The following is a 24,883-nucleotide window of genomic DNA, read 5'->3' as shown; positions in this document are numbered from 1 at the left end:
GGGAGCTGCTTAAATATGTGGTGGGGAGGCGTGGTCATGGCAATGGGCTGGGGGGCCTTGAGGGATTTGCTGGTGCAGCAGTTGTCCGCCTCGATCCAGATAATTAAAGGCATGATTGAGTGGATGAAGTACGTTGGCGAGGCGGGTAAATCAAGGGAGGGGGGATTGGTGGGGCCCTACGGCAAGATGCTCGAGCAGATGCTCAATTCATACTTCAAACTCCTCTTCATAATTCTCAACTCCCTGGAGGTCCTCCTAACCACCTACTCCAGAGTGGATGCAAGGCTCGACGCCGTGGTTCCCCGCATTGATGAGGCGCGGCGGTTGGTGAACGATGCTGCGCGGGACCTATCAATGGGAAGCATGGATGCCACGGCGAGGGAGTTGGAGGCGGCGGCCGAGGTCTTGCTTTCAATCCAAGGAACAATACTATCCAACACGCCGCCCTAGGATTCGCTTGGCCAATCAATGAATCTCCCCGCCATAACGTGAGGCACCACGTTAAGCATCGTTGAATTAACGCTGTTCGGGTACCGCGCACCTCGGCTGGGGCGCAAAAAACACATGCAATCCGGGAAGCGGGCGATATATCCGTCATGTGCCGAATAATGCATTCCTTCACTGGATTAATTGCGTGTCCAATTTTTGGTAACGCTAAACGAGATTAATTTTCAATATTAATTTGAAGTCGTTATTGTTGTCGTTGGATTGCTAGATTATGGGCCAGCATTAGCCACGCAGTAATCTATCGTTGAGGTGCTGTTCATGAATATGGTGCCCGAATCGTAGTACTGGATGCCTTTCAATGGGGCCGCGCTTATTTGATTTATCAATTGATAAAAGCCGGCCCAGTAGGGGGGATTTGGCCACAACACCACCCACTCAATTCTGCTGCCCCAGAACTCGTAATCATTATAGAGACAACCGCCGAAGGCATCCCCATAATAGCTTTGCCCGGTGTATATGCGCATCCAAGAACCGGTCGGTATATCTATTTCTTGAATGGTTGAGTTACCCTCAGGCACCGCCAGCGGCTCATCGGAGCTGGACATGTATGCATTGACTTGCTGCCCGGCTCCAACGTTCTCGTTCGGCTTAAATATCCAGGTAAAGTTGGCTGCACCGCCGAGAGGACCGCCAGTGGTCTCAGGAGCGTATACCGAAATAGCAACTTGGGGAATGCTTACGGTTGTCGACTCTGTTATTGAACCGCCGAAGGAACCGGACGCGCCGGATCCGCTGAAGCCCACGGCAAAGTTCAATCCATAGGATGTGGTGGTCGAGGAGGAGCCCAGGCTGTAGGATGGCCACCAACCGTAGGGTGCGGGCATGAATCCCATGTCCACGCGGGCCAAACGGCAATAGCCATCCGGCGCCTGGTAATTGGGGTTCACGTAACACTCATAGGAGGCATACGAGTCCTGATAAGATCCTCCCGTCATAATATACCCGCTGTTATTGATCAACGTGCTGCTTGGTCGATACTCCACGAAGTTGTAGATCCACGCGGGCACGTATGGGATCCCGTTTATGGTTCCCCGTATGTAGTTGGCCATCTCGATGCAGTAATCCACAGTGAATGTGCCGTTACCGTCAGACCCGAACCCCGGACCGGTCCAGTACAGGTAGCCGTTCTCTACACCGCTGAAGCCGGTGCTGGTACCTATGTCGTAGCACACGTCGTTGCCGCCGCTGGATTGCAGTTGGGCAATCGCTGGCTCAAGTTGAAGGCCGCCCACTGAGTCGACGCTTGCCCTGTCGATTATGCTGGACCAAAGCCCTAGCCTCTCCATGACTCCCTCCCCACCTGTCTCCGCTATCATGAGGACTCGGGAACCCACCGGGGCAGCCACCACGTATCCCCCGCCGGCCCCGTGGAGGTCCATGGGGATGGCCGCTGGGGCTCCCCTAGCCTTGGCCCATAGGTAGGCCAGCTCCACCTCCACTGGAAGAGCTTGGGATGAGTTGACCCTCACCTCCACGAACACCTCCCTCTCCAAGAGGGGGGCTAAGTACCGTGCTGCCTCTGAGGCATTATTGCCCAACTCCCTCATTAAGTACCCCCAGTCTATTACCACTACGGAACCCGCTGGGATGCTTCCAATCGAGTTGAGCGGGATGGGCTCGGCCCCGGGCAGGGAGGACTTTATATCCTCGACGAGGGATGGCGGGCCCACGACGTAGGCCGGCAGCGAGAGCCGAGGCTGGGGCTGGGAGAGCGAGATAGATGAACGCGGCCCAGCACTGCCGTCCCTCAAGGCGTGTATTGTTGCAATGGCTGTTAGAATCACCAGCGCAGCCAGTATTAACGGTACCACGGCCGATCCGCGGCCATTGATTGCCCCTCCCCCATTTGCACGGGATCTAGACAGCATCTAGGGGAAACATAGCCTCGACCTATTTAAACGTGGAGCAAGTCTGTTAGACAGAACACCATAATGTTTTAAAAATACAGTTAAAAAGCGGCCGTCGCACTTAATACATAAATCATATAGATATATAATAAGGTGTTTCACCATTCACGCATTAAGTCAATCATCCTCTAATTATGATTCCCTCTGCATGGTGGGGCTAATCGTGGAATCCCTTGACGGAGGGCAATCGCCCGCCCTTGCTCGACCGGGTGCTCTCCATATGTGGGAAACCACGCGTGGCTTCGGCGATGGCCCAGGTGTGTGAGCTGGTCCCACCCCACACATGGTGAGGGGACCGATAATCTGAAAGTTTTCCCCACCACGGTGGGGATCAAGCCATGCAGTTCCCACGCAGCGCTGCTTCATTGCTCGCCGGCGCGTTGAAGACTGGTGCAACTCCCCTCCCAGGGAGTGGGTGGGTTTGAGGTGCTGGCCTGCTCTGTTCATAGGTGCAGCAGCGCCTTGCTGGCGTAATCCCTAGCCTTCAATTGATAATTATAAACATTGATGAACTGGACGCCGTTCACCGTTGTTTCGGGGATGGATCGCTCGTGTATGTGGCCGTAGGCGAAGTACTTGACTGACCCGTTGAACGCCAGGTCCGACATGTCCTGCCCATCGAAGGCCAGGAAGAACCTATCCTCCCCATCCTCCCTATCCAACTCCCTCAGCGGCACGTGGTGGGTGACCAATATGGTGGGCCTTCCCCTCATGTTCCTCCTGATCCTCTCCTTGTTCTCCCTAGCGAACTCCCTGGAGTCTATGTCGACGTAGAGGCAGTCATTGAACCAGGCGGGGCAGTCGCAGTAGCTGAACGCGCCCATGCAATTCGCCCTGATCCACTCCTTGCCGCAGCCATAGGGGTTGCAGTTTAGGTAATCCTCCTCCCCATAGCCGGGGGCGAAGGAGTAGTCGTACCAACCCACGTTGCCCACCACGTCGTAGTCCCCCAGCTCCGCCCTGCCCACCACGTCCAGTAGCTCGACGCCGAGCCTCTCTGCAAGCCTCCCCGCCCTCTCAATCTTCGAGTACGCATCTCCATCCCTGGACCAGAGATCGTGATTCCCAAGCACCGCTATAAGCCTCGCCCCCTCCCAAGCCCTCCTCAACTTCCTGAAGAGTCTCTCCATGTCCCCCAGGTTGCCTGAGTCAGTCAAGTCACCCGAGACTATAACCGCGTCGGGCATTGATGCCCTAGCCGCCTCCAGTATTGTACCCAATATGGGGGAGGGGACGTGGACGTCAGTGGCCAGCAATACCCTCATACTCGCACCGATTTCAAGAGCTTTAAACCTAAATAGCCTTATCGGTCGCCCACGGGAAGGGAATCCGCTGTCCACGTCCCCGCCGGGCCTGCAATACCTTCTTAGAGCCGCTCCGGGCCCCTCGACCAACCCTCAAAGCCCGCCTGCTCAGCGATGCGAGCTACATCATTAATGATTGCTAGCCGAGTGGCCTACCATGCCCTTAATCGCTCCACCAAGCCGTCCCTATCGTATATCGCGACCTCGCCCTCCTCTATGGTGGCGAAGCACCTAAACCTCGCGGAGCTATCCACCCTCAAGTGGGGACCGTGGAAGGAGTAGCAGCCCCCGGTCATGTGGCCATACAAGTGGAGCCTCGGCTTTACTTCCCGGATGAACTCCAACATTCTGATGGATCCCTCGTCCATAGTCATGCCTGGGTACGCCTCCGGCAAGTAGGGGGGTTGGTGGGATACGAATATGTCTATGCCCCTCAGCTTCCCGATTAGCCTCATCAACTTCTCCGGGGACGTGTAGTACTCCCTCCTCCCGCTGCCTATGAGCCCATTGATCCCGGAGACCTTGATTCCGCCGGCCCTCACTATATGCCCATCGGGGATGCTGTTCATTCTGGCCACGGCGAAGTTCTCGTGATTGCCGTACACCATTATCAGCTTCGCCCTCCTCGTTATCTCATGGAAGTCCTCGGGAGTCATCCCCTCGCCATTATCGCCCGCCGAAATCAGGTAATCAGGGCTAAACTCATCCAACACGCCCAGCAGCCACTCAATGGACCTCATCTCCTCCAGCGAGTCGTAGCTCTTGTGAAGATCGCTAATGAAGAGCATCACGCCGTTTAACAATCATTCACCTTAAAATAACTAACGCATGCCCCACAAGCGAATCGATATGCAGCCGCCCAACGCCCAAGTTACATTCCTCCCGCAACCATCAAATCCTTACCGCATGATGCCCTCCAATCCCCAATCAAAGGACTTGCCCTCTTCTTTCTTATGTAACGCAGTTCATCGTTTACGAACCGAGTTGCCCAGAAACGGCCTAGCCCAAACTTTTCCCCTCAACGGAGGCCCCACGGCATTGAGCGGGCGACGTAGTTGTGGGGCGGGGATCCACTATCAATTACCTAATTAAGGAATCGAGACTTGTCGCGCACAGCATGCAAAAATATAAGGTTGGGCGGCGGGGGTCACTGCATGGAGAGCAAGCGAGCTATCGGCAGGGGAGCGCCCAGGGCATTGATAATCGCGTTAGTGGCGCTCTGGGCGTATGATCAAGTTATCTATTTTTATGGTGACCTCCACGACTTCGTCAGCTACGCCGTCGTGCCCACCGTCGTCGTAATAATGGGGCTCATTATGTTCTACCTACTACCGGGCAGGAGGCGAGCCGAGAGGCGACGGGTTGAGATAATCACGGGTAACTCCGAGGCTGAGATGAAGACCCTAGAGGAGAGACTGGATGAGTATAGGAGGAAGGCGGGCGACGATCCATCTAAGTTGCCGGACCTAGTGGAGAGACTCGCCTTCCTGTCCGTTTACTACAGGGAGAGGGAGCCGGAGAAGGCGGCCAATTACGCTAGAGAGGCCATGGCCTACCTCAACTCACCCAATTATCCAAGCAATGAAGCGGCATTGACGGTGAGGAAAATAGTGGAATTGATCATTTTTTCGCGAACTACATCCACCTAAACGGAACCTCCTGCCTAGCAGTGAGGCATTGCACTAGTTAAAATATATTATAAAAACGGCATTAAAAGCACAGAGTTTTTATTCTAAATTACTTCTTGGTTGCCATGAGGTGCCGCCAAGTGACTACATTGGGAGCATTGGTAGGCGTTGACTTGTATGAAGATAACATTGAGATCCTAGTTAAGGCTAAGGAGCTTTAGGGATATTGGCCCTAACACCATTAGGGATTACGTACATTAGGCAAGCCCCAGCCGAATTAATGAATACTCGGCCCAGAGAGTATTACTCATGATTTAACGATTGGTGTTCAGGGCATGATTGGAACGATGCGTAGATGGTGAATGTGGTTGTTGAGGGCTTGTAGGTTATTGAGCCGTACCTCGTCGAGTACCCGCCATACGTCAACTCCATGTAGTAGACATTGTAGGGAACGCCGTAATTGAAGACAGTCCACGGAACGCTCACCACGACAGGCTCGTGGGGCGAGCCATCGAAGCTCGCCGGCACGCTAAACGAGCCGCTCCAGACTATGGAGCCCCGGGAATCATAGATAACCGCCTCAACGGAGCCGCCGGGCACCAGGAGGGGCGAGCCGCCTATCTGAACGTACGCGGTCCAATTATACGAATCGAAAATGGGCGCGCATTGATTAAAGACGACCCCAGGCCCATCCACGTAGATCGAGGCGCCGCTTGAGTAACTGCCCAACCCAGTGACGTTGAAGCCCAGCAGATACGGGTAATAAAAGTAACTCCTCGAGGGATTGCTATACGGCACGGGCACCGCAGCAACGAGCAAATCACCGTAAGCCGGGTACGAAGAGGCATGGCCGACGCTAATGCTTATAATGCTTATCTGCGTAGCGGATACCTGCAGCCTAGCCGCCAGATTCGCGAGTATAAGCCCAGGCGCGCTGAGTTGAGCGCCTAGCCTTGAGGCGGTGAGCGATATGATCAGCCCTATGGGTATGGTGCCCATGAAGCCGAAGGGAGGGCTGTACGTCTGGATATTGCTAAACATGTATGCATACCCATGACCGCTGCCCTCGTAAATCTCGTCGAAGGGCACGTACCGCGGATGGACGCCGGTATACGCCTTGTATAGGCTCATGAAGCCGTTTATGTACGACACGTTGGCGGAGAAGTACAGCTGCCCGTTCTGCCCTATGGAGGACACGAAGGCCTCATAATCATATTGATCGGTGGGCCCGGTGATGCAGATCAACCGCAGCCCGGCAACGCCGAGGGTGCCCACGTGGTAGAGATACCCACCACTAGGTTGCCCAAGGCCGAAACTGAGGCTATTCCAGTTTTGAGCCCCCACCTGGCTTGAGTACCCTATGAATCTGTAGGTCACGCCGGCCGAGGTGCCTTGGGTGATGCCGGCCGAGGCGTAGAAGTACACTGTCGCGGTAGTATATTGATTATAGTACGCGCTGAGGGAGCCGGCCAGGTAGTTCGGCGCCTTATCCACGACCCACGCTATGGGTATGTCCACCTGCGGCGTCTGCCAGGACCAGAGGAGGCTCCACCAGCAGCCCGCTGGGGCCGGCGGCGTCGGCGCCTGCGCCGTTGTGCCCGCGGGTTTCTTCGCTGTTAGTGTTAGGTTCATCTTTATGCTTCCGTAGTTGAGCTTAATAATGCCCGCCACGGGGTTGCTCAACGCATTGAGGGCGTCGCTTGGCTTGTATGTCGTGAACTTCATGTCATAGCGCACCGTGGATCCGTTGACGTAGGTGGCTATCACCTCGACGCCGGCGCCCTCGCCGCCCAGCCCCTCGTCTATCCATCCCCGGGCGACGTTGAGGAGGGCAGTCATGGGCACCCTGGCCGCCCCGTCGATCGTGGTCCCGTTCCAGACCTGGATTAGGGAGTTGCCGTGCCCAGGCGGCGGCACTGCGAATACTTGGATAAACGCGTTCACGGGCCTCCCGCCGGCGTACGTGGTCACCACGATGCTCGGCGTGAGTAGGCTGAGGGAGTATGCCGCGAGGGATGCGAGCGCACAGCGCCGTGATTATGCCTATCAGGAAGTACTTGCCCGCTCTAGGCGTATTCACTCCCTCCTCTGCATTACTGCGCGTATTGGCGCGATTGCCTCAATTGCCATGGTCGTTAGCGGCGATCTGGCAATGCGTGTTTTAGCCTCCATAGGAATTTAAAGCAATACAGCTATTTAAATACTATATTTAGTCTGCTTCACAGACCAAGTATGTAATGGTGTTACCCCGCATTCGGCAACGTGCTTGTCGCCTTATCCATCGCCCGCTCATTTCCCCATCAATGCACCCTCAACTTGGCAGCATCACAAGCTTTGCTCAACCATGGCGAGCTTCGCGGCTTTTTATAATCCTATCTATGGGGGTGCTTATCGAGAGGGGCTCGTGGGGCTTCATGGGGAAGGAGCAGGAGGCGGAGTAGTTGTTCGGGCCGGTGACGCTGACCGTGACGGGCCCGCCCGGCACAGTGAGGGGGAGGAGCCTATGAACGCGGAGACGGAGCCTGTCCAACTATTCGGCGGCGCGCATGTGTAATCGACCACCGTGCCCCCCGGCCCCACGGACGTGGCCGTGCTGGAATAGCAATAATATCCAAATTGAGGCGGCTCCACGTATACTCCAGTGAGCGGCGGGTAGAAGGAGTGCCCATCATACGTGTACGCGATGGGCAGCTGCGCCATCAACACGTCGCCGAGCCGAGGACCTGCGTGCAATGCTGCCTTGCCTATGCTAATAGAAAGGGGTTACTCTCCCTCCCCCGTGGCCTTGAGCAAGCCCTTCAGCACCTTGTTTAGGAGGGCGGAGAGCTCGGCCATCTCCTCCGGGCTGAGCTCGCTTAGGGACGCTGAGGCCACTTGCCTGTACGCGGCGTCTATGCCGGCCAGGAACTCCTCCCCCTTCTCCGTTATGCTTATTATGTTCACGCGCCTATCCCTCTTATCCCTGCTCCGCGACACCAGCCCGCCCTGCTCTAGCCTGTCCACGGAGTTCGTCACCGCAGCCTGGGTCACGTAGAGGGAGTTGGCCAGCTCCACCATTGGCTTCGGGCCCTCCCTGAGGCTCTTCAATATCCAGAAGTCGAGTATCGTGAGGGACGTGTTACCCATCCTCTCCGATAGCTTTCTGTGCAGCAACTTGTATATCCTCACTATGCTCCCATATACGTCCGTCGCCTCTACCTTCATTGTGGATCCCTGCTCCTCAGGGCAGCCTCCTGGGCCTCGTGTATATATTTCTCACCCCTCAACGCCGACGCCAGGGCCGCCGCAGCGGAGAGGGCAGCGCCTATGTAGAAGGAGATCCTGAGGGACGTCATGAAGGGGGGCGCTATCACGGTTGGGAACCACGTCTTGCTCGTCAGGTAAGCCACCACGCTGGGGCTCAGCGATGAAGTTAGGACCGGAGGCAGCGTGGAGAGGATGGATTGAACAGGGTTGTAGCCGAGGAAGGCGGAGAAGAGGGCCCCCGTCACCGGCACGCGGGACAGTATTGGGGCGAGCTGGGGCGCGCCGGCGGACGTCACGGCGGAGGACAGGGCGGGGGGCAGGTAATTGCTCAGCGCGATTATTATTATTGTGAAGAATAGGGCCAGGCTCGCCGTTTGACCCGTGTTTTGCAGAGTGGCCCGCATTCCGGAGGCGGCTCCCCTGTGCTGCGGGGGCACGCTGTTCATTATCGAGGCGGTGTTGGGGGAGGCGAACATGCCGCTCCCGAGCCCCATTATGAATATTATTGATGCGAACTCCGCGTAGTCGAAGTTGAACGGGAGCAGGGAGAGAGCAATGAAGGAGGCGGCCACTATGGCCATGCCCAGCGTGGCGAGGAGCCTGGCGCCGTACCTATCCGAGAGCCAACCGCTTATTGGCCCCATGGCAACGAAGCCCAGCATCATTGGGATCATGTATATGCCCGCCCAGAAGGGGGTCGACGCGTAGCTGTACCCGTGGAGGGGCAGCCATATTCCCTGCAGCAGTATTATGAGCATTATCATTATTCCGCCGTACGCTATGGACCTCAGCATCCCCGCCACGTTAGCGGCGGCGAACATCCTTATCCTGAACAGCTCCAGCCTGAACATAGGCTCCTCCACCCGCCTCTCCACGAATGGAAACGCGACGAGGAGGGCGGCGCCCGCCGTGAGGGCCGCCATGACGTAGGGATCGCCCCACCCCATCTGGGAGGAGCCGTACGGCATCAAGCCGTAGGTCACCCCTATCAGTATAAGGGTGAGGCCAACCGCGAACACGGCGTTGCCGGCCCAATCTATCCTCTGAGGCCTGGGCTTGCTGAGCTCGCGCAGCTTGAGGTAGCTCCAGGCAGTGCCGAACACGCCCACTGGGACGCTGACCAGGAAGACGAGCCTCCAGTCTATCTGCGCCAGTATGCCGCCCAGTATCAGGCCCACGAGGGACCCGGCGAGCGCGGCGACTTGGTTTATGCCGAGGGCCTTCCCCCTCTCGTTGTAGGGGAACGCATCCGTTATTATGGCCGCGCTGTTGGCGAAGAGGAAGGCTCCCCCCACTGCCTGCACTATCCTGAATATTATCAATTCCATGGCCCCCACGTCCCCCGTGCCTGGGGTTAGGGAGAGGAGGATGGAGCCTATTGTGAATATCACGAAGCCCATGTTGTACAGCCTCACCCTTCCATACATGTCGGAGAGGCGGCCGAAGGAGACTAGGAGGGTGGCGGTCACTATGTTATACCCCATCAATATCCACAGTAGGTACTGAAAAGAGGTGAGGGGGTTAATATGTATCCCGTTGAATATGGCGGGGAGGGATATCATAACTATGGAGCCGTTAATGGATGACATCAAGACCCCGAGGGTGGTGTTGGACAGCGCGGTCCATTTATACTCCATGAGCTTAAGCCATTTATTATTTATTTTTTAAACTTAATCCAAGCGTGAACGACTTATTAACCCGCGCCTTTGGGAGCTATCATGCGACTGCCAAGGGGTCTCTACGGCATAACGGACACGGGTTATAAGGCCAAGACGCACCTGGAGGCGGCCAGGATATTCCTGGAAGGAGGATCCAGGATAATCCAGTACAGGAGGAAGAGCGGGCCCACTAGGGAGATGATCGAGGAGGCGAGGGCCGTGGGGAGGCTGTGCAGGGATCACGGCGCCCTCCTCATAGTGGATGACAGGGTGGACGTGGCGGTGCTGGCCGACGCGGACGGCGTCCACGTCGGGGCGGAGGATGCGCCTGTGGACGAGGTGAGGGCCAGGTTCGGCGGGCTAATAGTGGGGGCCAGCGCCAGCTCCGTGGAGGAGGCGGTGGATGGGGTGAGGAGGGGGGCTGATTACCTGGGCGCCGGGGCCGTCTTCCCCAGCCCCACGAAGCCGGACTATGAAGTGCTTGGACTGGATGGGCTGAGGAGGGTGGTGGAGGCAGTGCGCGTGCCCGTCTACGCCATAGGCGGCGTGACCCTGGACAGCGTGCCGGCCATAAGGGCGACCGGCGCGTGGGGGGTGGCCGTGATATCCGCGGTGCTGGCCGCCGATGACCCGGTGCGGGCCGCCAAGGCCTTCACGGAGGCATGGGATGGATGAGGACGGCGGCGAGGGCCAGGACGGCGGAGGTGGCCAGTAGGTTGACCAACTCGTTCGTGACCACTCCCCACCTTATCTTTATCGTCTCCGCCCCGCAGTGATGTATCCTCTGATCCGTGGTCACGCCGCACTTGGGGCAGAAGTACTTGGGCTGGAGGAGAGCGCCTAGGACGCTGTCCAGCACCTCACCAACGTACCCAAGGGCCCAGAGGGCGGGGTAATCGCTCGGCGGGGCCGTGAGCCACGTGTAGGCGTAGGCGGGGCCGGCGAGCGGGGCAGCCGCCGTCAAGGCCAGGGCGGCCAGCACCATTGCTGCGGAGCCCATCATGGAGCCAAGCTCCCCCAAGGCGGTGACGCCGCCGGACGTGCCGGGGGAGAGGCGGATCCACGGCTTGGTTATGAGGCGGGGCCGGGACCTGCTGAGGACCCCCACCTCGCTTGCCCAGGTATCTGCCGAGGACGCCGCGACTGCTATCACGAGGAGGTCCATTAGGTAGCGGCTGGGCAGGAGGGCCACGGCCGCGCTGAGGATGCCGGGCACAATGCCTACGGCAAGCACTTGGCGGGAGGTCCTGCCCTCCAAGTCGCTCCCCACCCCCAGCTCCACCTTCCTCCCGGCCCCCAGCCTGGTCACTATGGTTGATAGGAAGAGGAAGATTATGAAGAAGGCCACGGTGAAGGGGCCGCTGAGGGATATGAGCGTGCCTATGAGGACGGCGGCGAGGGCCGCGCTTCGCCTGATGACCCTCAACTTGACGGCGGCGAGGGCTAACGCGATGGAGGCGGCCAGGCCTATCGCGAAGTAGTAGGCGATGTACTGCATTGCCTTGATGCCGCTCAAGGGGGCGTTTTAAACTTAAGCATCGGAGATGCCCGCATCCTCACTCCTCCCTGAACGTCTCTATCTCGGCGTCCTCGTTGAACTTCACGTAGAACCTGGCCGACCTGCCTCCGCTGATCGCGGTCACGGTCCTCCCCGCGTGGTAATTACCCACCAACTGTATCTCATCTATGTAGTCCCAGCCCGTCCTCCGCTTTATCTCCTCCACAGTCCTCCTGAACCCAGCCGCGCATAGGTCGCAGCAGAAGAAGAGCCGCTCCCCCTCCACCTCCTCGTGGTGATTCCCCCACGTGGCCCCGCACAACGCGCACCCCATCTCCTTGCTGCCCGCCTCCCTCCCATTCACGAGAGCCTTCACGGCGCCATCACCTTGGCCAGCCCAGGATCAAATTGAACCCCCCTCTCCAGCCTCGCCGTGAGGTAGGTGGACAGGGCATCGAATGACTCGAGCACGGTGACTTGAACGGCCTCCGGGTCCTCTGCGTACCTCTCCACCAACTCCAGCGCGAGGCCGGCGTGGGCCTCATCGGCCTCATACCCCTCCCTCAAGAAGTCCTTAACGGCCCTCGGGTACTCCTCGGACTCCAGTATGGACTCGTTGAAGTAATGCATCCTAGCCCCGCGTCGCCGTAATGATCTATCCGCCGCCAGCTCCAGGCAGTGCATTGCCGCCATCGCCTCCACCCAGCTCCTCTCCTCAACTATCCTCCTCCAAGTGCCGAGCGCGTGCGACGTGGCGGGCAGCGGGGGAGTGCTCAGTATCTCGCTCCTCCCCAGCCCCAGGCTCTCCCCCATCCTGATCAACAACTCGTAGTGGGACGGCTTGTCCCCGCGGCCCAGGAACTCCGTTGCTATGTTCTCCAACTCGTACCTGGCCACGTCGTCCTTATCCGTCTTGTACACTATCAGGGAGAGGACCCTCGCCCAATTCCTCAGGAAGTGCTGGTGCTCCAGCACGTATCCAAGCAGCACCCCCCTGCTGGGCCTCTGCATGGCAACCATGAACGGGTGAGGCCTCTCGCCGTAGAACCTCTCGATGAATCTAGTCCTTATCCAGTCCGCCAAGCCGCTTTCGACGCGGAAGAACTCCTCCAGCGCCTCGCCCAGCTCCTCGGGCCCCACCTCCCTGGGCCCCAAGTTCCTGTTGAGCCACATAACGTGCCGCGCATCGCTCTCGCCCGCGCGGGATGACATGTGGGAGGCCACGTCGGCCCAACTCCTCGATCTATAACCGCAAGCCGGGCAAATCGGCATGGCCTTACTCGCGGTCTCCCATATTTAAGTCAATGAATCAATGTGCCCTTCAGGAGGGAAGCCGGTCTCCCCTCCCCCTCGCCGCTCCCAGGACCGCCTCTCAAGCATGGCCGGTTTCTTAACAATGGCATTTAGGGTGATTCACTGACAAAACGAGCGGCAAGCCTCTTCGAGGTGAAGAGGGTTTTGCTCATGGGGACTTCGGCATGCGAGGCGTGAATCGATGAGGCACTGGGGGATCCAATTAGGACATGCCTAACCAACGCCCCCGCTCAGAGACCGCACGGCCCCCAAATCCCCATCTAGGGCAGGGGATGAATTCCCCGTGATGGATGGGTAATTGGTTGGAGGCGAGCGGCATAGCTGGACGAGGGGGATTGGGCGAGCGGTATTATTTGCCTAGTGGTGGGGCCGTGGACGGCGACCCCCTCCTCAAGGAAGTCCCTTCTAGGTGGGTCAGCGAGGTGAATCAATGGGTAAGGCCATTCATTGCTTCTGCGTTAATGCTTTTAAATGCGTCATTCAGCGAGGATCGATGCAGGACATATTGACGAGGCTACACGAGAGGTACGGCCGCGAGATAGATGAGGCGCTCCTCAAGTATCTATCGATAGATGCATCGCCGGAGTTCCTGGACGCCGTTAAGTACCAAGTAGCGACTGGGGGAAAGAGGATACGGCCCCTCATGACCATGGAGGCGGCCAAGGCGTGCGGGGGGGATCCCTTCAAGGCGCTCCCCTACGCCGCCATAGTGGAGCTGATTCATAATTACTCCCTCATCTACGACGACATAATAGATAGGGGGGACTTGAGGAGGGGGTTGCCCACGGTTAGGAGGAAGTACGGGGATAACGCGGCAATCCTCATAGGGATCTGGTACAGGGAAGCCATAGAGGAGGCAGTGCTGGAGACGAGGGACCCAGCCGAGGTGGCCAGGGCCACGGCGAAGGCCATAAAGGCGATAGATGAGGGGGAGCGGTTGGACATACTCATGGAGCACAGCGGCAGGACGGACCCGTACTTCGTTGATCACCTGGTAAGGGAGGCCACGCCCGACTTGCTGGATAGGTACTTGACCATGATAAGAATGAAGACTGCGGAGCTCATAAGGTTCGCCGCCTGGATGGGGGCCAACTCCGCCGGCGGCGACGCCGCGTGCCTGAACGCGATGGGGGAGTTCGGGCTCAACGTGGGCATGGCTTTCCAGATAATAGATGACGTGCTTGACGTGTTCGGCGACGTTAAGAAGTTCGGGAAGGAGGTGGGGAAGGACGTGAAGGAGCATAAGATGGGGAACATAGTGATTCTGCTCTCAGTGCTGGAGGGCAGGAGGGAGTTGATGGATATAATAGGGAAGCCGGAGGTGGGGGAGGGGGACGTGAAGCGCGCGATTGAGCTGATGAGCTCCACCAACGCGCGGTCCAGGGCCCTATCCATGGCTAGTCAATACATGGAGAGGGGGTTGAAGGCGATGGAGGGCGTGCCTGAGGGGGAGGGGAAGGAAAACTTAATAGAGCTGGCCAAGTTTATCGTGTATAGAGAATACTGATGTTGATAATAAAGATAGGAGGATCCGCCGTAACGGATAAATCCAGGCCCCTTAGCCTGGACCTAGCCCCGATCCAGCCCCTGGCCCGGCTCATAAGGAGGAGCGGGGAGGAGGTGGTGCTAATACACGGGGGAGGGTCCTTCGCCCACCCCATAGCCAAGGCGTACGGGCTGGGGGGCGGGGTGAGGGACGAGGGTCAGTTGATAGGGGTGGCGCTTACCACTGCCGCCCTCGAGATGCTGAGCCACGCAATAACCATAGAGCTCGCCAAGGGGGGAGTGGCGGCGTACTACGTTAGGACGGGGGACGCCTTCAGGGCTGAGGGGGGCAGGGCGGTGCTGGCCGACGCCGAACCCATCTTGGACGCGATGAGGAGGGGGGCCGTGCCCATGCTTCACGGCGACGTGGTGAGGGACTCGGAGCTGGGCTTCTCCATAATAAGCGGCGACGCCATAGCGGAGGCCCTGGCCCGCCTCCTGAGGCCCAGGGCGGCCCTGTTCCTGATGGATGTGGACGGCGTGTACTCCGAGGGGCCGGGGAGGGGGAGGCTCTTGAGGAGGCTGGCGAGGGGGGAGGACTCGGTGAGGGTGGGGGGAGAAGGGATAGACGTGACGGGGGGCCTCTCGGGCAAGCTGAGGCACGCTTGGGGCATTGTGGAGGCGGGGGCTAGGGTGTTTCTATGCTCCATAAGGGACCTGGAGTCGCTGGAGGCCGTCGTGGGGGGAGGGGAGCCGCCCAAGTGCACGGAGCTGGCTCTGTAAGGGGCTTCCCAACCTGCCCCGGCTAGTTCTCGACGAGCTTCTGCACTACTGTGCCGTTCAACGCCTGTGGGCCATACACGACTCCCTTCACTGTCCCGTTGCCGTAGGACGCTATGGCCAGCGGCATGTAGGGGTTGAGGTCGTTGATGTTTATCTTCACGAGGGGTTGAGTAGCGTTCACCAAGCCTATGGGGAGTTGATTGGCGGTGGGCGTGACCCAGTAGGCGGAGGCGAGAAGCACGCCGCTGCTCGGGGAGGCGCCGCAGGAGAGCTGCATGTTGCTTAGGGACGTCACTAACTGGCTTCCCCCCAGTATTGGCTGTAGGCCGTAGGGGTTCATGAGAACCAGTATAACTCCGTACCCGCTCTTGGCCAGGGAGTTCAGCGTGGTGACTGGGGCGAAGCACCCGCTGGTGGTTGGGATGGTGACGAATATGAGCGTGGTCCTATTTATGTATGGGGCCGGGTTGACCAGGGTGGGCTGCGTGGAGGATATGTTTATGAGCGTCTCCTCCATAAGCGCTAGGGAGTTGAATCCCTGCTGCACAGCCGTAGGCCTCGACTCCAGCGCCGGCAGCAGCATGGCGGATATATAGCCCACCTCCGCCACCACTATCGCCAGCAACGCTATTATGAAGAACTTGCGGTTCCTCCTAGACTTGCCGCTCCTCTTCTTGCCGCTCATCGATCCTCAATCCAGGAAAGCTTAATAAGTCTTGCCCCAATTCGGCCGCGTGGAGGAGGTATTGACAACTTACACGGGTTCCTTCCCCCTCCCGCACAGCAGGGATAACGTGAGGAGGGTGTTGAGGGACGTGGCGGGGATAGGCATTGACTGGCCCAACTACCCTCAATTGATCAATTTCATAGACATGTTCCTCGCCCCCCTGGCGAGGAGCGGGGGGTTGGAGGTCGTGGGGGGGAGGTTCGTCTTGACGGGGGAGCTGAGGATGCCCAACGTGGACGAGGCTGTTCAACCCATAATGGAGTCCCTCGAGGAGTGGAGGGAGTTGAGCGGCGGGGGGAGGGGGTTGAGGGCTTGCGTTACGGGGCCATTCACTCTCTCCAGCTTCACCTTCAAGAGGCCCGGCACCACGAACATAATGGACTCCGCGCTGGGGGATAGGGAGGCGGTTCACTTCATGGCTAGGTACGTGAACGCCGTGTTGAGGCGCTTAGAGGAGCTGGGGGTGAATTACGTCAACGTGGACGAGCCCATAATAGGAACAATGGTGGGGGCCAGGCGCAATTTGTTCAATTACTCCGACGACGAGGTAGTTCAAGTGGTGGACGAGGCGTACGCCGGGGTGGGCGTGAGGCTTAGGGGGATCCACGTGTGCGGGAGGCTGAATCCAAAGGTGTTCGGGATACTGGGTAGGTTGGAGAGGGTTAACCTGCTCGATAATGAGTACGCCGACTCGCCGGAGAACGTGGGCTACCTCTCCCTCGACTTGATTGGGGACAAGAGGCTCGCCGTGGGGGTGGTGTCCTCCAGGAGAGCGGAGGTGGAGGACGCTGGCTCCATAACGCGGCTGGCCGGCAAGATAATGGATAAGGTGGGGAGGGAGAGGGTGTTCGCCTTGAAGCCCGACTGCGGCTTCGGCTCCCTCAGGACTGAGACGGGCAGCGTGGAGGATGCCTACGAGGTGTCCCTGGCCAAGTTGAGGGCGTTAAAGGTGGCCGCAAACGCCATCAATGGTATGTGAAGAATAGAATCGGGGGCCTAGTACCTCAGCACCATTATGCTTGACTCCGTGTACGCCAGCGCGGCCAGTATGGGTCCAGCAGCCTCAAGCGCGTCCGGGCCCGTGCGTCCCTCCAGCGGTATCAGGATGAGGTCGGGGGCCTTCCTCCTCAGGTAATCCATGGGGTCCTCCGCCCTCTCCAGGGAGTAATTCACGCCGCTCCTCTCCAGGGACTCCCTCACCATGGAGACGAACTCCTCGTCCCCACCGTTGTATATCAACACCAGCCTGGAGCCGTATCTCTGGGCGAAGTCCTTCAGCACGGACAATGCCCGCAGCGACGCCTTGGAGCCGTCCAGCACGGCCGCCACTTGCCTCAATCCAAACGACACCTCGTAGCTGGGTTCATCAACCATAGGGAGGCGGGCGGGGACCAGTTATAAACCTTTATGCCGAGCCATGCCCTCCCCGGGCCAGCCCCAGCTCCCCGCGGAGCGCTTCTATAGTTAATCGAAGGGACTCCACGCTGTTGTGCCTGGGCTTGAAGCCCAGCGCCTTAAGCTTATCGATGCTGAGGGCTATCCTCTTAACGTCGCCGGGCCACCCCACGCCGTGCAGGAGGGGCTTGTAGGTGAACTCCACCCTACCCTCCAGGCCGAGGGACTCCACTATGAGCTTGGCTATGTCGTTGACCGTGACCCAGTCCTCCGAGCCAACATTGAAGGCCTCGAAGCCCGACCCGCCGCGCCGCCACGCCAACACGGTGGCCTCCACCGCGTCGCCCACGTATATGTAGCTCCTCACCTGCGTGCCGTCGCCCAGTATCTCCAACTGCCTCGGGTTCTTGGCGAGCTTCAACATGAGGTCGGGCACCACGCCATGCCTCAGCCTTGGGCCAGCCACGTTGGCGTACCTCATCGCAACCGCCTTGATCCCGTACAGCCTGGAGTAGGCGTGGATCAAGTTCTCGCCGGACGCCTTGCTCGCGCCGTACACGGAGACGGGGCGAATCGGCGCGTCCTCACCCACCGGTATCCGCTCCGGCTCGCCGTACACGCTGCTGGAGGAGGCGAAGACCAGCTCCCCCACGTCTGCGCGCCTCATTGCCTCCAGCAAGTTGAACGTGGCCACCACGTTCTCCCTGAAGTGCACGTCGGGGTTTGTGGTGCTCACCCTCACCTCCGGGTTGGCGGCGAAGTGGAATACGGCGGACGCCCCTCTCAACGCCTCGGGGAGGGCCGAGCCATCCTTCAAGTCCATCTTCACTATTGAAAGCCTCGGATCCCCGGAGCGGTGGGTCAGGTTCTCCATCCTGCCGCTGCTGAAGTTGTCCAGCACCTTGACCGAGAAGCCCATGTCCAGCAAGGCGTCGACCGCGTGGGAACCAATGAAGCCGGCGCCCCCAGTCACAACTATGGACATGACGGGCCAGGCACGCCGAGATTAATAACGATTATTGCGGGGGAGGGGACGTTACCTATAGCGTGTCCAATTTCTGGTAACGCGCTGGCAACTAGTGGGGGGTTGGTAAGATTACTGCGTGTCCAAAAATTGGTCACGCATATTTAAACATTTCCCTCCACCAAAACGAAGCAAAAATCAATCCCGACTGAACGCGAAATGGGAGGAGGGAGGGGAAGGGAGGGGGATTACTTCCGTTAATGCTTGGTTTTTTCCCATTTCTCTATTCCTCCCTCCACTATGTAGAACAGGGGGTGGGGCTTGATGTTTTTCATGCCCTTTAGTTGCTCATACTTCCCCCTGTCCCTCTCCCGTAACTTTCCCAGTAGGTGGTTGAACTCGTAATCCACTTGCCCTCTCTTCACGGGCAGTCTCAATCCCTCGTCGTACCTCTCTATCCTTGACTTGTCGAACCTGTACCCCCTCCTTTCCCCCTCGGCGTGAACGTGGTGAAGGTAGGTTCCAATTGAAAGAATGGGGTCCCTCGATTCCTTGAACCTGATCAATTGGGGGTGGTTCCTGTACCCATTTGTCCCTACGCTTTCATTCAGCAGCACGCTTTGAGCCAGCAACGCCTCCCTCCACAGCCCCAGCAATCCCCTGGCGTCCAGGTACTCCGGGTGTATGGACCACAACCTCACGCGTCGCTCCGCTGGCCCAGAAAATTATGCATTGCTCCCCTCCCACCCCACCCACCGGCCCGGGCCTTCCTCGTCACAATGGATAAAAGGAGGGGGCTAACGATTGATTCTCCATGCTTCGCTTCGAGGCTGCGCTGGACGTGGCCGCAGTGGCGGTTAAGTTGAATGAGGAGTTCGGGCTCGGCCTGGACCTGGGGAGGGTGGCGTTCATCAGGAGCCGCGGGTCGCGGAGCCGCGCCGTGGCCAGGACGCTGGGCACGCCGTCCCAATGGCGATTCGTCCTGAACCCCGGCGTCCTCTACGTGGTGGAGGTCATCGCTGAGCGATTCGATCATCTGGACTGCGCTGGGAGGGCTTGGGTCGTGCTCCACGAGCTCCTCCACATACCGCCCAGCATGAGTGGGGGGTTGAGGAATCACTCCAGCCCCGCCTTCAAGGCAATGAATCGAATGAGGAGGCGGGTGGAGGCAATGTGCAGGGATGGAAGAGTTTAAAGGCGTTGAAGGGAGGCGGGGAGGAGTGGATAGTAGCTTCAAGTTCCTCGTGGCTGAGATGGGCTTGTCGAGGCTTGGCGTGTCCGCCTTCGACTTAATGATCATCTGGATACTGCTCCACTTCACGGGCTCCCCCGTCCTGGCGGGGTTGGGGGATGGCATGCTGTCCCTCCCATTAATGGCCAGCTTCTTCGTGGGGGCGGCGGTGGATAGGCTGCGGCGGAGGAAGCTCATCGCCGCGGCCGCCTCGGCGGTTAGGGCCGCTGCCTTGATCCCGCTGTCGCTGGCCGTGGAGGCGGGGCCGGCTATAGGCGTCGTCGCTGCATCGTACGCGGCGGCCTTCCTCGTCGGGTTCACGTCGGACGTCCTCAACTCAGTGAGGGCTGTGTGGAGCAAGGAGTTGCTGGGGGAGGGGGAGTATAAGGCGGGGAGCGGGGCCTATAACGCCGTGGGGTCCCTCGCCGAGGCTCTGGGCTTCGGGATTCCCGGCCTGCTGCTTGGCCTGGGCTACGCCCGCTCCATGGCGGTCCTAGCCGCCGTGCTGGCCGCCTCCCTGATACCCCTCGCCGCCGTGAGGGCCCCGCCCGGCTCCGCCTCATCAATGGATGCCGGGGCCTCGGTGAGGGAGGGGGTTAGGTTCGTTAGGGAGAGCGCCTTCCTGCGGGAATTAATGGTGGTCGGGCTAATAGCTAACCTAGTGTTCGGCATGTCCGGCGTGCTGTTCACGGACCTCATACAGGTGAGGCTCGGCTTGCCGCCCATATACATGAGCATGCTGCTCTTCACCATAATGGCGGGGTCCATAGCGGGCTCCGCGGCGGCGTCCCGGGTCAGGGGGAGCGTGGGGGCGATTTGGACCGCGTGCATGGTCTCCATAGGGCTGGCCGCCATCGCGATAGGCGCGTCCAGCAATGTTTTCCTTGACGTGGCGCCGGCGGCGGTGATTGGGGTGGGGATTGGGGTGGTTAACGTGGTGAGCAGCGCGGCGATGCTCAAGGCGATCCCGAGGGACATGATGGCGAGGGCGCAGGGAGCGTTCAACACTTTCGCCCTGACGGCCACTTTCGCGTCCGGCGCAGTGGGGGGATTGCTGATAAGCGCGGTCACGTTGAGGGGGGCCTTCCTATTCCTGGGCGCCGTGTTGATGCTTATCAACCTGCTGTGGCCTAGGTTCAAGGCCCTATCCAGTATACGAGTGTGATGGGGCTGGGATCGCCGCCGTTAATTGGCGTCACGCGTGGTTCAGCATGGATAGGGCTACCTGGCCCAGGCCGAGGGAGGTGGAGTGCCCCACGCCTGTGAACGTTGCCATGTGGAGCAGTCGAAGGTAGCTCCCCAGCCTTTCCTGGCTGGCGGCGGCGAGCCGGTACACGGCCCAGCCGGTGAATCCCCTCTCCCCCACGCCGTTGAGGGGAATGGTTATGGGCCTTATGCCGTGATCCACCTCCCTCAACTCGAAGGGGATGTAGGCGGGGATGCCCACGGGCCGCTTCCCGCTTTCGTACATCTCCCACTTCTGGGCGAGGTTCATTATGAGGAGGTGGGGGGTTGGGTAGAGCGAGTGCACGCTCTCCCTTATCCTCAGCCTGCTCGGCTTGGGGTACTGGAGCAGCGTGGGGGTTTGGAACTCCAGCCTCACTCCGCTTCCCCGCAGGTCAGCGCCCAGTTGGTCGGAGGACACCGCGGTGATGCTGGTCAGCGATATGGTGGCCTCGCCCGAGCCGTACACGGCTGACCTGCCCTCCAGCCCTGTCAACTCCTCAATCACCCTCCCCGCCACGCCCTCCCCCAGCCCTAACCGCTTCTCGGCGATGGGGGAGTCCACGTACACCACGTCGAAGCCGTACTCCTCCCCTCCCCTCAACACGACGGGGTAGCCCCCTACCCAGTTCCAGAGGGGGCGGCCGGCCCTGCTTATCATGCTCATCTTGACCGGCTTCTCCGGCGCGCGGGAGATGGGCGAGTCGTCAGCCAGCAGCTTGTGGAGGATGGAGCCTGGCCTCGCCTTCCTCAGTATCACCTGCTTCACCACCTTGGAGGTGATGGGTTGGGCAATCAAGTCCCTGGACGGGATTAACGTGAACGACGCCCTTATCAGCGTGAACACGCCGGGCAATGGCTCTCCCTCTTATAAATATGACCGCTCAAGCCATGACGCCGCAGGAAGGCACGGATCATGCCCTCTATCAATACTCAATCAATTTCCTGGCCCACTCGTTAACCTTCACCATGCCGTCCTCCTCCGCGACCAGGAGGCGCTCCTTCAAGTCATTCAAGTCCACCAACTGCCTCGCCGCCGACGCGGGGATCTTGGACTCCCCGAGGCGTTTCAGTTCCTCCGCGTACATGTGATCCAGGGTTATGGGGAGGCTGGGCAACTCTACGACTTGCTTCATGCTTTCATGCATGTATATTATGCGCCACGCCCCGGCCAGCATAGCTATCAACGTGAAGTAAGCTGTCTCCGCCTTGAAGCCCCCGGTTGGGTTGGCCACCACCTTATAGCCATCCCTTCTCTTGCTAGTTATTAGCCTGGCCACCTTATCCAGGAGATCGGTGAGGCCATCGTTGAAGTTAGTCTCGTCGCCGAACCTTGAGAAGCCACGTAGGGTGATCGGATCGTTAACATTAATGGTGGTCCCCAGGGGGAGGCCGGTTCTCCGCCCCAAGTTCCCGGTCTTTATGTACTCCTGAATTGCCCTCGCGCAGAATAGTGACGTGGCCGTGTCGGTGGGGTATAGGTACAGCTCCACCTCCTCTATGGCGGTCCTCGCCTGGAAGCCGGATAGGTACCCCATCACGGCGTTCAGCTCCGCGCTCATTTCCTGAGGAGCATCCGCCACCGCCTTCTTCGCCGCCTCGAAGAGGGGGTCACCATTAACTATCCTATTCCTAATCCTGGACTGCCTCTCATCGCTTGTCCCCCACTGGCTCGGCCTTTCCTTCAAGAGGTTCTGGTCATCCGAGCCCAAGCCCAGGGAGGAGGCAGTCTTCTCCATATTGCCCAACACGCTCGTCCCTACCGTGGATAGAATAGCTAACTTCATGCCGGAGAGAACAGAAGGAGTAATATAAATCTATTCATTCATAATTAAAACACGAGCGGCAAGCCCCTCGACGCCCTAATCGAAATGGAGGATGACTGAACTCCCTGTCGGATCGGTAGGATCGCTATGTAGTTGAAGATGCATGCATCTGGGCTGGAGGAATATGATGGAGGGATGGTTATATTCATGGATGATGCCGGAGGCTCGTTGAGGAGCTGGAATTGATTTGCTAAGAAGCGAAAACGTCAATCGTGAATATGTATGATGCCCCGGCCGGGATTTGAACCCGGGTCGCAGGCTCGAAAGGCCCACATACTTGACCGAGCTATACTACCGGGGCCTCGTTCCTTCGCCTATTATGGGTTTTAATTTTTTCCCGTGCGCGTGGAGAACTGGGATTATCGAGCATAGAAGAGAGAGGAAAAATAGGGTATTGAAGATTTGATTTTTTACGCAGTGGGTCATTTATTACTCTATTTTGCCTATTGCCTTCCTGATCTTCTTGCCGTTGGGGAGCTGGAAGAGCCCTATCACTATGCCCTTCCTTCCCCTCGGCTGTAGGACCCAAACCTTCAGAGGCTTCAGCTTATACTTGTGTCCCTCGTACTCGACCTCGTATTCCTTCCCCATGTATTCCTGGGTATTCACTCCCGGCATATTCCGGTCAACTAGATAGGAGGCCATGTGGTTTATTAAGTAATCATGGGGGTATCATGCAGAGATCAATAATAATCAATCTCTTTCTACATATGTATATATGGATACAGTAGATAATAACCGCATGTTTCCGACTCGATACAGCCTTAAAACAAAGCTATGCGGCACAGCATCCAAAACACCTACATAACGTATACGCCCCAAAGCGGAGAGCCACGCCTTACAACGAAAAAGCAAGAAAAACCACCTCACCAACCCCTAGCCAGGAGTTGTCATCCACTTCTAATTCCCTGGGACTAGGAACGTGGAGATCTCTCGGGAATCCCCTTGAGGAGACACACCTTGTCTTACAATTTTCAAAAGAGGTTTAAAATCTATGCCCCGCCTTGAAAGGCAAGGCCTGCCATCCATTTTACCGCGGAATCAAAGACCGCGGGATGATGAGCAAGCACTCCTCCCTTCCCATCAACGCGTTAATCGTAGTTGTAAATGCGATTCCCTACCAACGAGCTGTGATTCAGTAATAACTGCTGAGAGACTGAGGGAGTTGAATACTTGTAAAAAAGTTTAAAAATGTCAAATAATGCTTCCCAACATGGAGCTGGATCTTCTGAATCGAGCAGTGAGAACGGTGTTCGACGAGATTCCCCCGCCGATCCGGTTCGGAGAGGAGGACGCCCAAGCAATACGGAAATACTCGAGAGAGCTTGAGGCTATCACGGATGAATTGGTGAGGGGTTTCTATGACCTCCTCTACTCCCACCCAGCCACCGCCGCCGTGTTCAAGGAGGGGGAGAGGGCGGAGAGGGAGGCGACGTTGAGGGATTGGTGGTTGAGGACGGTGAGGGGGCCCTTCGACGAGGGGTATTGGAGGTGGCAGGCCTTCGTTGGGGTTGTTCACTTCCGCCGCGGCGTGACGAACTCCATGATGATGGCAATGTACGCGTGGCTCGTGGGGAGGGTAGGGGAGTTGCTATCCGGGAGACTGCCTCCCCAAGCCGTCTCGGAGGTCTCCCAAGCCCTCCTCAAACTCGCCGTGACCGGGGCAGCCCTCACCGTGGCCGGGTATGAGGCCTTGATGGAGGAGGGATTCGCTGAGGAGGCCGGCGCCGACCCTCGGCTGGTGAGGAACATAGTTGCTATGAGAGCGGATCAATTGAGGAGACCGTGAGTCGCTAATTCACGCGCGAAACTGTCTATTTTGGTTTACGTCACTAAGCCCGATTCGTCCTCGTTATATTTCAATTCTCCGATAATTGTCCTCGAATTAAAACATGCTGGGGTGAGCAGGTAGAGCTGGACATTTATCTCGCCCTCCCTTCCCCTCACTAGCCTAGTCACGCCGGCCTCCACGTTCCTGGCAAGGGATGGAGTGGCTGGGCCTATAAATGCAGATCTCTGTATCCTCTCCAGTCCCTGGCTTTTGAGGAAACTGGCCATCTTGCTTCTGAGGGCGTTGTCCGATATATCGTATATTACCAATAGATATAGGTCCATTGATTTAGTATGGATTAGTTGTTTTTATTTTTCTCTAATAAACATAACGGTTAAATTTAAACACTGGTATT

At 58.3% G+C, this 24,883-nt stretch carries 29 protein-coding genes and 1 tRNA gene; 10 read left to right on the top strand and 20 right to left on the bottom strand.

The window, feature by feature from the left end:
* The first annotated feature begins 30 nt into the window (after positions 1-30).
* Positions 31-450, top strand: coding sequence for a hypothetical protein (locus ACZ5ZS_RS02855; RefSeq protein ID WP_188596373.1), 420 nt, complete (start codon positions 31-33; stop codon positions 448-450).
* Positions 451-716: 266 nt separating this feature from the next.
* On the opposite strand, the gene ACZ5ZS_RS02850 is transcribed toward ACZ5ZS_RS02855, so the two are convergent.
* From ACZ5ZS_RS02850 to ACZ5ZS_RS02840, 3 genes are all read right to left on the bottom strand, one after another.
* On the bottom strand, positions 717-2,375 hold the full coding sequence (locus ACZ5ZS_RS02850) for a hypothetical protein (RefSeq protein ID WP_188596372.1): 1,659 nt from the start codon (positions 2,373-2,375) through the stop codon (positions 717-719).
* Positions 2,376-2,857: 482 nt separating this feature from the next.
* Positions 2,858-3,679: a metallophosphoesterase family protein gene (locus ACZ5ZS_RS02845; RefSeq protein WP_188596371.1), complete on the bottom strand. Its 822-nt coding sequence runs from the start codon at positions 3,677-3,679 to the stop codon at positions 2,858-2,860.
* 191 nt (positions 3,680-3,870) lie between these two features.
* Entirely contained in the window at positions 3,871-4,506 is a 636-nt protein-coding gene (locus tag ACZ5ZS_RS02840; protein ID WP_229657700.1) for a metallophosphoesterase family protein, read from the bottom strand.
* A gap of 366 nt (positions 4,507-4,872) precedes the next feature.
* Here ACZ5ZS_RS02840 and ACZ5ZS_RS02835 point away from each other — a divergent pair, with 366 nt between their 5' ends.
* Entirely contained in the window at positions 4,873-5,367 is a 495-nt protein-coding gene (locus ACZ5ZS_RS02835; protein ID WP_188596369.1) for a hypothetical protein, read from the top strand.
* A gap of 282 nt (positions 5,368-5,649) precedes the next feature.
* Here the strand turns inward: ACZ5ZS_RS02835 and ACZ5ZS_RS02830 are convergent, their stop codons facing one another.
* The 4 genes from ACZ5ZS_RS02830 to ACZ5ZS_RS02815 form a co-directional block, all read right to left on the bottom strand.
* Positions 5,650-7,320 carry a hypothetical protein gene (locus ACZ5ZS_RS02830; RefSeq protein WP_464858486.1) on the bottom strand — a complete coding sequence of 557 codons (1,671 nt, stop codon included), beginning with the start codon at positions 7,318-7,320 and terminating at the stop codon, positions 5,650-5,652.
* 438 nt (positions 7,321-7,758) lie between these two features.
* Positions 7,759-8,079 (bottom strand): hypothetical protein, encoded by a 321-nt coding sequence (locus ACZ5ZS_RS02825; RefSeq protein ID WP_188596367.1) that lies wholly within the window; start codon positions 8,077-8,079, stop codon positions 7,759-7,761.
* Positions 8,080-8,109: 30 nt separating this feature from the next.
* Positions 8,110-8,550 carry a MarR family winged helix-turn-helix transcriptional regulator gene (locus tag ACZ5ZS_RS02820; protein ID WP_188596366.1) on the bottom strand — a complete coding sequence of 147 codons (441 nt, stop codon included), beginning with the start codon at positions 8,548-8,550 and terminating at the stop codon, positions 8,110-8,112.
* Positions 8,547-10,229, bottom strand: a complete 1,683-nt coding sequence (locus ACZ5ZS_RS02815) for an MFS transporter (RefSeq protein WP_188596365.1) — start codon at positions 10,227-10,229, stop codon at positions 8,547-8,549. The genes ACZ5ZS_RS02820 and ACZ5ZS_RS02815 overlap by 4 nt, the downstream gene beginning before the upstream one ends.
* A gap of 81 nt (positions 10,230-10,310) precedes the next feature.
* Between ACZ5ZS_RS02815 and thiE the strand changes: the two genes are divergently transcribed.
* Positions 10,311-10,925, top strand: a complete 615-nt coding sequence (gene thiE / locus ACZ5ZS_RS02810) for a thiamine phosphate synthase (RefSeq protein ID WP_188596364.1) — start codon at positions 10,311-10,313, stop codon at positions 10,923-10,925.
* On the opposite strand, the gene ACZ5ZS_RS02805 is transcribed toward thiE, so the two are convergent.
* From ACZ5ZS_RS02805 to ACZ5ZS_RS02795, 3 genes are read right to left on the bottom strand one after another with little or no spacing between them, the layout of a single operon-like run.
* On the bottom strand, positions 10,903-11,748 hold the full coding sequence (locus tag ACZ5ZS_RS02805; protein ID WP_188596363.1) for a DUF92 domain-containing protein: 846 nt from the start codon (positions 11,746-11,748) through the stop codon (positions 10,903-10,905). The genes thiE and ACZ5ZS_RS02805 overlap by 23 nt on opposite strands.
* A gap of 58 nt (positions 11,749-11,806) precedes the next feature.
* Positions 11,807-12,124 (bottom strand): TA0938 family protein, encoded by a 318-nt coding sequence (locus ACZ5ZS_RS02800; RefSeq protein WP_188596362.1) that lies wholly within the window; start codon positions 12,122-12,124, stop codon positions 11,807-11,809.
* Positions 12,121-13,020, bottom strand: coding sequence for a thiaminase II/PqqC family protein (locus tag ACZ5ZS_RS02795; protein ID WP_188596361.1), 900 nt, complete (start codon positions 13,018-13,020; stop codon positions 12,121-12,123). The genes ACZ5ZS_RS02800 and ACZ5ZS_RS02795 overlap by 4 nt, the downstream gene beginning before the upstream one ends.
* Positions 13,021-13,352: 332 nt before the next feature.
* Here ACZ5ZS_RS02795 and ACZ5ZS_RS02790 point away from each other — a divergent pair, with 332 nt between their 5' ends.
* From ACZ5ZS_RS02790 to ACZ5ZS_RS02780, 3 genes are read left to right on the top strand one after another with little or no spacing between them, the layout of a single operon-like run.
* Positions 13,353-13,571, top strand: coding sequence for a hypothetical protein (locus ACZ5ZS_RS02790; RefSeq protein WP_188596360.1), 219 nt, complete (start codon positions 13,353-13,355; stop codon positions 13,569-13,571).
* Positions 13,556-14,569 (top strand): polyprenyl synthetase family protein, encoded by a 1,014-nt coding sequence (locus ACZ5ZS_RS02785; protein WP_188596359.1) that lies wholly within the window; start codon positions 13,556-13,558, stop codon positions 14,567-14,569. The genes ACZ5ZS_RS02790 and ACZ5ZS_RS02785 overlap by 16 nt, the downstream gene beginning before the upstream one ends.
* Positions 14,569-15,330: an isopentenyl phosphate kinase gene (locus ACZ5ZS_RS02780; RefSeq protein WP_188596358.1), complete on the top strand. Its 762-nt coding sequence runs from the start codon at positions 14,569-14,571 to the stop codon at positions 15,328-15,330. Before ACZ5ZS_RS02785 ends, ACZ5ZS_RS02780 begins: the two co-directional genes overlap by 1 nt.
* Before the next feature lie 22 nt (positions 15,331-15,352).
* On the opposite strand, the gene ACZ5ZS_RS02775 is transcribed toward ACZ5ZS_RS02780, so the two are convergent.
* Entirely contained in the window at positions 15,353-16,015 is a 663-nt protein-coding gene (locus ACZ5ZS_RS02775) for a hypothetical protein (RefSeq protein ID WP_188596357.1), read from the bottom strand.
* Between the two features lie 49 nt (positions 16,016-16,064).
* Between ACZ5ZS_RS02775 and ACZ5ZS_RS02770 the strand changes: the two genes are divergently transcribed.
* On the top strand, positions 16,065-17,036 hold the full coding sequence (locus ACZ5ZS_RS02770) for a hypothetical protein (protein WP_188596356.1): 972 nt from the start codon (positions 16,065-16,067) through the stop codon (positions 17,034-17,036).
* A 17-nt stretch (positions 17,037-17,053) separates the two neighbouring features.
* Here the strand turns inward: ACZ5ZS_RS02770 and ACZ5ZS_RS02765 are convergent, their stop codons facing one another.
* From ACZ5ZS_RS02765 to ACZ5ZS_RS02755, 3 genes are all read right to left on the bottom strand, one after another.
* Positions 17,054-17,431, bottom strand: coding sequence for a universal stress protein (locus ACZ5ZS_RS02765; protein WP_188596355.1), 378 nt, complete (start codon positions 17,429-17,431; stop codon positions 17,054-17,056).
* Positions 17,432-17,462: 31 nt separating this feature from the next.
* A complete protein-coding gene (locus ACZ5ZS_RS02760) occupies positions 17,463-18,437 on the bottom strand; it encodes an NAD-dependent epimerase/dehydratase family protein (protein ID WP_188596354.1) in 975 nt (324 codons plus the stop codon).
* A 236-nt stretch (positions 18,438-18,673) separates the two neighbouring features.
* Complete coding sequence (locus ACZ5ZS_RS02755; protein WP_188596353.1) at positions 18,674-19,117, bottom strand: pyrimidine dimer DNA glycosylase/endonuclease V; 444 nt, start codon at positions 19,115-19,117, stop codon at positions 18,674-18,676.
* A 113-nt stretch (positions 19,118-19,230) separates the two neighbouring features.
* On the opposite strand from ACZ5ZS_RS02755, the gene ACZ5ZS_RS02750 reads away from it, so the two are divergent.
* Both ACZ5ZS_RS02750 and ACZ5ZS_RS02745 read left to right on the top strand, forming a co-directional pair.
* Entirely contained in the window at positions 19,231-19,611 is a 381-nt protein-coding gene (locus ACZ5ZS_RS02750; RefSeq protein WP_188596352.1) for a putative metallopeptidase, read from the top strand.
* Positions 19,612-19,636: 25 nt separating this feature from the next.
* Positions 19,637-20,812 carry an MFS transporter gene (locus tag ACZ5ZS_RS02745; protein ID WP_188596351.1) on the top strand — a complete coding sequence of 392 codons (1,176 nt, stop codon included), beginning with the start codon at positions 19,637-19,639 and terminating at the stop codon, positions 20,810-20,812.
* A gap of 30 nt (positions 20,813-20,842) precedes the next feature.
* Here ACZ5ZS_RS02745 and cas6 read toward each other — a convergent pair whose 3' ends face one another.
* The 5 genes from cas6 to ACZ5ZS_RS02720 all read right to left on the bottom strand — a co-directional run bounded on the left by cas6 (position 20,843) and on the right by ACZ5ZS_RS02720 (position 23,315).
* Positions 20,843-21,718, bottom strand: a complete 876-nt coding sequence (cas6, locus tag ACZ5ZS_RS02740; protein WP_188596350.1) for a CRISPR system precrRNA processing endoribonuclease RAMP protein Cas6 — start codon at positions 21,716-21,718, stop codon at positions 20,843-20,845.
* 79 nt (positions 21,719-21,797) lie between these two features.
* On the bottom strand, positions 21,798-22,658 hold the full coding sequence (locus tag ACZ5ZS_RS02735; RefSeq protein ID WP_188596349.1) for a putative CRISPR-associated protein: 861 nt from the start codon (positions 22,656-22,658) through the stop codon (positions 21,798-21,800).
* 44 nt (positions 22,659-22,702) lie between these two features.
* On the bottom strand, positions 22,703-22,846 hold the full coding sequence (locus ACZ5ZS_RS02730) for a hypothetical protein (protein WP_464858481.1): 144 nt from the start codon (positions 22,844-22,846) through the stop codon (positions 22,703-22,705).
* 77 nt (positions 22,847-22,923) lie between these two features.
* Positions 22,924-22,998 (bottom strand) — tRNA-Glu (locus ACZ5ZS_RS02725).
* Between the two features lie 128 nt (positions 22,999-23,126).
* Positions 23,127-23,315 (bottom strand): chromatin protein Cren7, encoded by a 189-nt coding sequence (locus ACZ5ZS_RS02720; RefSeq protein ID WP_229657686.1) that lies wholly within the window; start codon positions 23,313-23,315, stop codon positions 23,127-23,129.
* A 595-nt stretch (positions 23,316-23,910) separates the two neighbouring features.
* Between ACZ5ZS_RS02720 and ACZ5ZS_RS02715 the strand changes: the two genes are divergently transcribed.
* Entirely contained in the window at positions 23,911-24,486 is a 576-nt protein-coding gene (locus tag ACZ5ZS_RS02715; RefSeq protein ID WP_188596348.1) for a protoglobin domain-containing protein, read from the top strand.
* A gap of 35 nt (positions 24,487-24,521) precedes the next feature.
* Here ACZ5ZS_RS02715 and cas2 read toward each other — a convergent pair whose 3' ends face one another.
* On the bottom strand, positions 24,522-24,812 hold the full coding sequence (cas2, locus tag ACZ5ZS_RS02710) for a CRISPR-associated endonuclease Cas2 (RefSeq protein WP_188596347.1): 291 nt from the start codon (positions 24,810-24,812) through the stop codon (positions 24,522-24,524).
* Positions 24,813-24,883: the final 71 nt, after the last annotated feature.

Source organism: Thermocladium modestius (assembly GCF_055398215.1).
The sequence above is the reverse complement of the archived record's forward strand: the minus strand, read 5'-3'. Positions and strand labels throughout refer to the sequence as shown.

Bases quoted from the DNA above. Each gene is read 5' to 3' on its own strand.
- ACZ5ZS_RS02760 (WP_188596354.1), bottom strand. From the start codon at position 18,437: ATGTCCATAGTTGTGACTGGGGGCGCCGGCTTCATTGGTTCCCACGCG.
- ACZ5ZS_RS02750 (WP_188596352.1), top strand. From the start codon at position 19,231: ATGCTTCGCTTCGAGGCTGCGCTGGACGTGGCCGCAGTGGCGGTTAAG.
- ACZ5ZS_RS02780 (WP_188596358.1), top strand. From the start codon at position 14,569: ATGTTGATAATAAAGATAGGAGGATCCGCCGTAACGGATAAATCCAGG.
- ACZ5ZS_RS02730 (WP_464858481.1), bottom strand. From the start codon at position 22,846: ATGAATATAACCATCCCTCCATCATATTCCTCCAGCCCAGATGCATGC.
- ACZ5ZS_RS02805 (WP_188596363.1), bottom strand. From the start codon at position 11,748: ATGCAGTACATCGCCTACTACTTCGCGATAGGCCTGGCCGCCTCCATC.
- ACZ5ZS_RS02845 (WP_188596371.1), bottom strand. From the start codon at position 3,679: ATGAGGGTATTGCTGGCCACTGACGTCCACGTCCCCTCCCCCATATTG.
- ACZ5ZS_RS02840 (WP_229657700.1), bottom strand. From the start codon at position 4,506: ATGCTCTTCATTAGCGATCTTCACAAGAGCTACGACTCGCTGGAGGAG.
- ACZ5ZS_RS02795 (WP_188596361.1), bottom strand. From the start codon at position 13,020: ATGCCGATTTGCCCGGCTTGCGGTTATAGATCGAGGAGTTGGGCCGAC.
- ACZ5ZS_RS02720 (WP_229657686.1), bottom strand. From the start codon at position 23,315: ATGCCGGGAGTGAATACCCAGGAATACATGGGGAAGGAATACGAGGTC.
- cas2 (WP_188596347.1), bottom strand. From the start codon at position 24,812: ATGGACCTATATCTATTGGTAATATACGATATATCGGACAACGCCCTC.
- thiE (WP_188596364.1), top strand. From the start codon at position 10,311: ATGCGACTGCCAAGGGGTCTCTACGGCATAACGGACACGGGTTATAAG.
- ACZ5ZS_RS02765 (WP_188596355.1), bottom strand. From the start codon at position 17,431: ATGGTTGATGAACCCAGCTACGAGGTGTCGTTTGGATTGAGGCAAGTG.
- ACZ5ZS_RS02820 (WP_188596366.1), bottom strand. From the start codon at position 8,550: ATGAAGGTAGAGGCGACGGACGTATATGGGAGCATAGTGAGGATATAC.
- ACZ5ZS_RS02735 (WP_188596349.1), bottom strand. From the start codon at position 22,658: ATGAAGTTAGCTATTCTATCCACGGTAGGGACGAGCGTGTTGGGCAAT.
- ACZ5ZS_RS02835 (WP_188596369.1), top strand. From the start codon at position 4,873: ATGGAGAGCAAGCGAGCTATCGGCAGGGGAGCGCCCAGGGCATTGATA.
- ACZ5ZS_RS02815 (WP_188596365.1), bottom strand. From the start codon at position 10,229: ATGGAGTATAAATGGACCGCGCTGTCCAACACCACCCTCGGGGTCTTG.
- ACZ5ZS_RS02850 (WP_188596372.1), bottom strand. From the start codon at position 2,375: ATGCTGTCTAGATCCCGTGCAAATGGGGGAGGGGCAATCAATGGCCGC.
- ACZ5ZS_RS02790 (WP_188596360.1), top strand. From the start codon at position 13,353: ATGGGTAATTGGTTGGAGGCGAGCGGCATAGCTGGACGAGGGGGATTG.
- ACZ5ZS_RS02775 (WP_188596357.1), bottom strand. From the start codon at position 16,015: ATGAGCGGCAAGAAGAGGAGCGGCAAGTCTAGGAGGAACCGCAAGTTC.
- ACZ5ZS_RS02785 (WP_188596359.1), top strand. From the start codon at position 13,556: ATGCAGGACATATTGACGAGGCTACACGAGAGGTACGGCCGCGAGATA.
- ACZ5ZS_RS02715 (WP_188596348.1), top strand. From the start codon at position 23,911: ATGGAGCTGGATCTTCTGAATCGAGCAGTGAGAACGGTGTTCGACGAG.